Source organism: Snodgrassella sp. B3088 (genome assembly GCF_026535815.1).
GTDB lineage: Bacteria > Pseudomonadota > Gammaproteobacteria > Burkholderiales > Neisseriaceae > Snodgrassella > Snodgrassella alvi_E.
This window is the reverse complement of record NZ_JAFNPG010000029.1, coordinates 1-6,733: the sequence shown is the minus strand read 5'-3', so window position 1 is coordinate 6,733 and position 6,733 is coordinate 1. Positions and strand designations below refer to the sequence as shown.

Genomic DNA, 6,733 nt, shown 5'->3' with positions numbered 1-6,733 from the left:
CGAAAAAATCAGCGCTCGACACGGACTCATTGTCACCACCCGTCACCTAAAATCTACTCAGCGTCGGCAAAGGAGCCATGGATTCTAGCAACTAACTTACCTGTTGAAATTCGAACACCCAAACAACTTGTTAATGGGGTCTGACGCTCAGTGGAACGAAAACTCACGTTAAGGGATTTTGGTCATGAGATTATCAAAAAGGATCTTCACCTAGATCCTTTTAAATTAAAAATGAAGTTTTAAATCAATCTAAAGTATATATGAGTAAACTTGGTCTGACAGTTACCAATGCTTAATCAGTGAGGCACCTATCTCAGCGATCTGTCTATTTCGTTCATCCATAGTTGCCTGACTCCCCGTCGTGTAGATAACTACGATACGGGAGGGCTTACCATCTGGCCCCAGTGCTGCAATGATACCGCGAGACCCACGCTCACCGGCTCCAGATTTATCAGCAATAAACCAGCCAGCCGGAAGGGCCGAGCGCAGAAGTGGTCCTGCAACTTTATCCGCCTCCATCCAGTCTATTAATTGTTGCCGGGAAGCTAGAGTAAGTAGTTCGCCAGTTAATAGTTTGCGCAACGTTGTTGCCATTGCTGCAGGCATCGTGGTGTCACGCTCGTCGTTTGGTATGGCTTCATTCAGCTCCGGTTCCCAACGATCAAGGCGAGTTACATGATCCCCCATGTTGTGCAAAAAAGCGGTTAGCTCCTTCGGTCCTCCGATCGTTGTCAGAAGTAAGTTGGCCGCAGTGTTATCACTCATGGTTATGGCAGCACTGCATAATTCTCTTACTGTCATGCCATCCGTAAGATGCTTTTCTGTGACTGGTGAGTACTCAACCAAGTCATTCTGAGAATAGTGTATGCGGCGACCGAGTTGCTCTTGCCCGGCGTCAACACGGGATAATACCGCACCACATAGCAGAACTTTAAAAGTGCTCATCATTGGAAAACGTTCTTCGGGGCGAAAACTCTCAAGGATCTTACCGCTGTTGAGATCCAGTTCGATGTAACCCACTCGTGCACCCAACTGATCTTCAGCATCTTTTACTTTCACCAGCGTTTCTGGGTGAGCAAAAACAGGAAGGCAAAATGCCGCAAAAAAGGGAATAAGGGCGACACGGAAATGTTGAATACTCATACTCTTCCTTTTTCAATATTATTGAAGCATTTATCAGGGTTATTGTCTCATGAGCGGATACATATTTGAATGTATTTAGAAAAATAAACAAATAGGGGTTCCGCGCACATTTCCCCGAAAAGTGCCACCTGACGTCTAAGAAACCATTATTATCATGACATTAACCTATAGTATCACGAGGCCCTTTCGTCTTCAAGAATTTTATAAACCGTGGAGCGGGCAATACTGAGCTGATGAGCAATTTCCGTTGCACCAGTGCCCTTCTGATGAAGCGTCAGCACGACGTTCCTGTCCACGGTACGCCTGCGGCCAAATTTGATTCCTTTCAGCTTTGCTTCCTGTCGGCCCTCATTCGTGCGCTCTAGGATCCTCCGGCGTTCAGCCTGTGCCACAGCCGACAGGATGGTGACCACCATTTGCCCCATATCACCGTCGGTACTGATCCCGTCATCAATGAACCGGACTGCCACGCCCTGAGCGTCAAATTCCTTTATCAGTTGGATCATATCGGCAGTGTCGCGGCCAAGACGGTCGAGCTTCTTAACCAGAATGACATCATCTTCCTCCACCTTCATCCTCAGCAAATCCAGCCCTTCCCGATCTGTTGAACTGCCGGATGCCTTATCGGTAAATATACGGTTTGCTTTCACACCTGCGTCTTTGAGTGCTCTGACCTGAAGATCAAGAGACTGCTGACTGGTTGAGACCCGAGCGTAACCAAAAAGTCGCATAAAAATGTACCTTAAATCGAATATCGGACAACTCATGTCTATTATTACAAATTTACGATTTAATAGACATATTAATGTAACAGTTTTACGATGTCCGATAATTTATAACATTTCGTACGGTTGCAAAAATGTTACTAAATGCCCGTCAGGCAGGGAGGCCGATATGCCCGTTGACTTTCTGACCACTGAGCAGACTGAAAGCTATGGCAGATTCACCGGTGAACCGGATGAGCTTCAGCTGGCACGATATTTTCACCTTGATGAAGCAGACAAGGAATTTATCGGAAAAAGCAGAGGTGATCACAACCGTCTGGGCATTGCCCTGCAAATTGGATGTGTCCGTTTTCTGGGCACCTTCCTCACCTAATCATGAAGTTGTCGGAAAACTATCCGTACAAGGGAGTGTATGAAAAATGTCTGGTATAATAAGAATATCATCAATAAAATTGAGTGTTGCTCTGTGGATAACTTGCAGAGTTTATTAAGTATCATTGCAGCAAAGATGAAATCAATGATTTATCAAAAATGATTGAAAGGTGGTTGTAAATAATGTTACAATGTGTGAGAAGCAGTCTAAATTCTTCGTGAAATAGTGATTTTTGAAGCTAATAAAAAACACACGTGGAATTTAGGGACTATTCATGTTGTTGTTATTTCGTATCTTCCAGAATAAGGAATCCCATGGTTAAAAAATCACTGCGCCAGTTCACGCTGATGGCGACGGCAACCGTCACGCTGTTGTTAGGAAGTGTGCCGCTGTATGCGCAAACGGCGGACGTACAGCAAAAACTTGCCGAATTAGAGCGGCAGTCGGGAGGCAGACTGGGTGTGGCATTGATTAACACAGCAGATAATTCGCAAATACTTTATCGTGCTGATGAGCGCTTTGCGATGTGCAGCACCAGTAAAGTGATGGCCGCGGCCGCGGTGCTGAAGAAAAGTGAAAGCGAACCGAATCTGTTAAATCAGCGAGTTGAGATCAAAAAATCTGACCTTGTTAACTATAATCCGATTGCGGAAAAGCACGTCAATGGGACGATGTCACTGGCTGAGCTTAGCGCGGCCGCGCTACAGTACAGCGATAACGTGGCGATGAATAAGCTGATTGCTCACGTTGGCGGCCCGGCTAGCGTCACCGCGTTCGCCCGACAGCTGGGAGACGAAACGTTCCGTCTCGACCGTACCGAGCCGACGTTAAACACCGCCATTCCGGGCGATCCGCGTGATACCACTTCACCTCGGGCAATGGCGCAAACTCTGCGGAATCTGACGCTGGGTAAAGCATTGGGCGACAGCCAACGGGCGCAGCTGGTGACATGGATGAAAGGCAATACCACCGGTGCAGCGAGCATTCAGGCTGGACTGCCTGCTTCCTGGGTTGTGGGGGATAAAACCGGCAGCGGTGGCTATGGCACCACCAACGATATCGCGGTGATCTGGCCAAAAGATCGTGCGCCGCTGATTCTGGTCACTTACTTCACCCAGCCTCAACCTAAGGCAGAAAGCCGTCGCGATGTATTAGCGTCGGCGGCTAAAATCGTCACCGACGGTTTGTAATAGCGGAAACGGAATGGGGAAACTCATTCCGTTTTTGTTTATCGCCTTAGACGGCAAAAGTGCTGTCGCCCACCTGCGCTTGCGCATACCAGGCCATAAGCTCCGTGGTTCCTGGTTCTCCTTCCGCTGGAGCCCAGTGCGCATAGTCATCGGCAGCCACGGGTTGATAGCCACCGTGTTTTACTTCAAAAATTATGCCACCGGTATCCAGCGACAGCACGGCATGCCAGGTTCCTGCGGCCATCTCCAGCACCGTACAGGTTTCCCCCAATATCGCCCGATGGGTGACGGTACCCCGATCGTCAAAATTCAGCACCACGAAACGACCCCTTAATGGCAACAGTAGCTCGAAGGTGTGAGGGTGTCGGTGCGGGCGCACGTAGGTCCCAGGTCATATTCCTTCCGGCGTCCGGCATTTTACCGCCAGACAGCTCGGGATTCGTGATATCACCGTTCTTGCAGAATACGGTCAGAGGGAAAATACCCGCCGTGAGCATGCAGCGCTGATACGTCAGCACTATCAGTATCGTGAATTTGCCTGGCCCTGGACATTTCGCCTTACCCGTCTTTTATATACCCGGAGCTGGATAAGCAACGAACGTCCTGGCCTGCTTTTCGATCTGGCGACAGGGTGGCTTATGCAACATCGTATTATTCTCCCCGGAGCCACTACGCTGACCCGGTTGATTTCAGAGGTAAGGGAAAAGGCGACGTTGCGCCTGTGGAACAAACTGGCACTGATACCGTCAGCCGAACAGCGTTCACAGCTGGAGATGCTGCTGGGGCCAACTGATTGCAGCCGCCTGTCTTTACTGGAATCACTGAAAAAGGGCCCTGTGACCATCAGTGGTCCGGCGTTTAATGAAGCAATTGAACGCTGGAAAACTCTGAACGATTTTGGCCTGCATGCTGAAAACCTGAGTACACTCCCGGCTGTGCGCCTGAAAAATCTCGCACGTTATGCTGGTATGACTTCGGTGTTCAATATTGCCAGGATGTCACCGCAGAAAAGGATGGCGGTTCTGGTTGCCTTTGTCCTTGCATGGGAAACGCTGGCGCTGGATGATGCATTGGACGTTCTGGACGCCATGCTGGCCGTTATCATCCGTGACGCCAGAAAGATTGGGCAGAAAAAACGGCTCCGCTCGCTGAAGGATCTGGATAAATCTGCATTGGCGCTCGCCAGCGCATGTTCGTACCTGCTGAAAGAAGAAACACCGGACGAATCGATTCGTGCTGAGGTGTTCAGCTACATCCCAAGGCAAAAGCTGGCTGAAATCATCACGCTTGTCCGTGAAATTGCCCGGCCCTCAGACGATAATTTTCATGAAGAAATGGTGGAGCAGTACGGGCGCGTTCGTCGTTTCCTGCCCCATCTGCTGAATACCGTTAAATTTTCATCCGCACCTGCCGGGGTTACCACTCTGAATGCCTGTGACTACCTCAGCCGGGAGTTCAGCTCACGGCGGCAGTTTTTTGACGACGCACCAACGGAAATTATCAGTCGGTCATGGAAACGGCTGGTGATTAACAAGGAAAAACATATCACCCGCAGGGGATACACGCTCTGCTTTCTCAGTAAACTGCAGGATAGTCTGAGGCGGAGGGATGTCTACGTTACCGGCAGTAACCGGTGGGGAGATCCTCGTGCAAGATTACTACAGGGTGCTGACTGGCAGGCAAACCGGATTAAGGTTTATCGTTCTTTGGGGCACCCGACAGACCCGCAGGAAGCAATAAAATCTCTGGGTCATCAGCTTGATAGTCGTTACAGACAGGTTGCTGCACGTCTTTGCGAAAATGAGGCTGTCGAACTCGATGTTTCTGGCCCGAAGCCCCGGTTGACAATTTCTCCCCTCGCCAGTCTTGATGAGCCGGACAGTCTGAAACGACTGAGCAAAATGATCAGTGATCTACTCCCTCCGGTGGATTTAACGGAGTTGCTGCTCGAAATTAACGCCCATACCGGATTTGCTGATGAGTTTTTCCATGCTAGTGAAGCCAGTGCCAGAGTTGATGATCTGCCCGTCAGCATCAGCGCCGTGCTGATGGCTGAAGCCTGCAATATCGGTCTGGAACCACTGATCAGATCAAATGTTCCTGCACTGACCCGACACCGGCTGAACTGGACAAAAGCGAACTATCTGCGGGCTGAAACTATCACCAGCGCTAATGCCAGACTGGTTGATTTTCAGGCAACGCTGCCACTGGCACAGATATGGGGTGGAGGAGAAGTGGCATCTGCAGATGGAATGCGCTTTGTTACGCCAGTCAGAACAATCAATGCCGGACCGAACCGCAAATACTTTGGTAATAACAGAGGGATCACCTGGTACAACTTTGTGTCCGATCAGTATTCCGGCTTTCATGGCATCGTTATACCGGGGACGCTGAGGGACTCTATCTTTGTGCTGGAAGGTCTTCTGGAACAGGAGACCGGGCTGAATCCAACCGAAATTATGACCGATACAGCAGGTGCCAGCGAACTTGTCTTTGGCCTTTTCTGGCTGCTGGGATACCAGTTTTCTCCACGCCTGGCTGATGCCGGTGCTTCGGTTTTCTGGCGAATGGACCATGATGCCGACTATGGCGTGCTGAATGATATTGCCAGAGGGCAATCAGATCCCCGAAAAATAGTCCTTCAGTGGGACGAAATGATCCGGACCGCTGGCTCCCTGAAGCTGGGCAAAGTACAGGCTTCAGTGCTGGTCCGTTCATTGCTGAAAAGTGAACGTCCTTCCGGACTGACTCAGGCAATCATTGAAGTGGGGCGCATCAACAAAACGCTGTATCTGCTTAATTATATTGATGATGAAGATTACCGCCGGCGCATTCTGACCCAGCTTAATCGGGGAGAAAGTCGCCATGCCGTTGCCAGAGCCATCTGTCACGGTCAAAAAGGTGAGATAAGAAAACGATATACCGACGGTCAGGAAGATCAACTGGGCGCACTGGGGCTGGTCACTAACGCCGTCGTGTTATGGAACACTATTTATATGCAGGCAGCCCTGGATCATCTCCGGGCGCAGGGTGAAACACTGAATGATGAAGATATCGCACGCCTCTCCCCGCTTTGCCACGGACATATCAATATGCTCGGCCATTATTCCTTCACGCTGGCAGAACTGGTGACCAAAGGACATCTGAGACCATTAAAAGAGGCGTCAGAGGCAGAAAACGTTGCTTAACGTGAGTTTTCGTTCCACTGAGCGTCAGACCCCGTTAATATCTATTCGAAGCGAATGCAGATTGAAGAAACCTTCCGAGACTTGAAAAGTCCTGCCTACGGACTAGGCCTACGC

The 6,733-nt window shown here is 49.8% G+C and carries 4 protein-coding genes and 3 pseudogenes; 4 read left to right on the top strand and 3 right to left on the bottom strand.

What is annotated here, in order from left to right:
• Window positions 1-135, top strand: a pseudogene (locus tag J3U75_RS09195) (IS4 family transposase); the annotation flags it as partial.
• A 147-nt stretch (window positions 136-282) separates the two neighbouring features.
• Here J3U75_RS09195 and J3U75_RS09190 read toward each other — a convergent pair.
• The gene (locus J3U75_RS09190) at window positions 283-1,143 is read right to left on the bottom strand and encodes a broad-spectrum class A beta-lactamase TEM-1 (RefSeq protein ID WP_000027057.1); all 861 of its coding nucleotides are present in this window, start codon (window positions 1,141-1,143) and stop codon (window positions 283-285) included.
• Window positions 1,144-1,316: 173 nt separating this feature from the next.
• Complete coding sequence (locus J3U75_RS09185) at window positions 1,317-1,874, bottom strand: recombinase family protein (RefSeq protein ID WP_152953140.1); 558 nt, start codon at window positions 1,872-1,874, stop codon at window positions 1,317-1,319.
• A gap of 163 nt (window positions 1,875-2,037) precedes the next feature.
• On the opposite strand from J3U75_RS09185, the pseudogene J3U75_RS09180 reads away from it, so the two are divergent.
• Together J3U75_RS09180 and J3U75_RS09175 are read left to right on the top strand one after the other, a co-directional pair.
• Window positions 2,038-2,238: pseudogene (locus J3U75_RS09180) on the top strand (DUF4158 domain-containing protein); the annotation flags it as partial.
• Window positions 2,239-2,555: 317 nt separating this feature from the next.
• Window positions 2,556-3,431 carry an extended-spectrum class A beta-lactamase CTX-M-15 gene (locus tag J3U75_RS09175; RefSeq protein WP_000239590.1) on the top strand — a complete coding sequence of 292 codons (876 nt, stop codon included), beginning with the start codon at window positions 2,556-2,558 and terminating at the stop codon, window positions 3,429-3,431.
• A gap of 46 nt (window positions 3,432-3,477) precedes the next feature.
• Here the strand turns inward: J3U75_RS09175 and J3U75_RS09170 are convergent, their stop codons facing one another.
• On the bottom strand, window positions 3,478-3,771 hold the full coding sequence (locus J3U75_RS09170) for a WbuC family cupin fold metalloprotein (protein ID WP_116961751.1): 294 nt from the start codon (window positions 3,769-3,771) through the stop codon (window positions 3,478-3,480).
• 64 nt (window positions 3,772-3,835) lie between these two features.
• On the opposite strand from J3U75_RS09170, the pseudogene J3U75_RS09165 reads away from it, so the two are divergent.
• Window positions 3,836-6,619 (top strand): annotated as a pseudogene (locus J3U75_RS09165) (Tn3-like element Tn3 family transposase); the annotation flags it as partial.
• Window positions 6,620-6,733 lie beyond the last annotated feature (114 nt).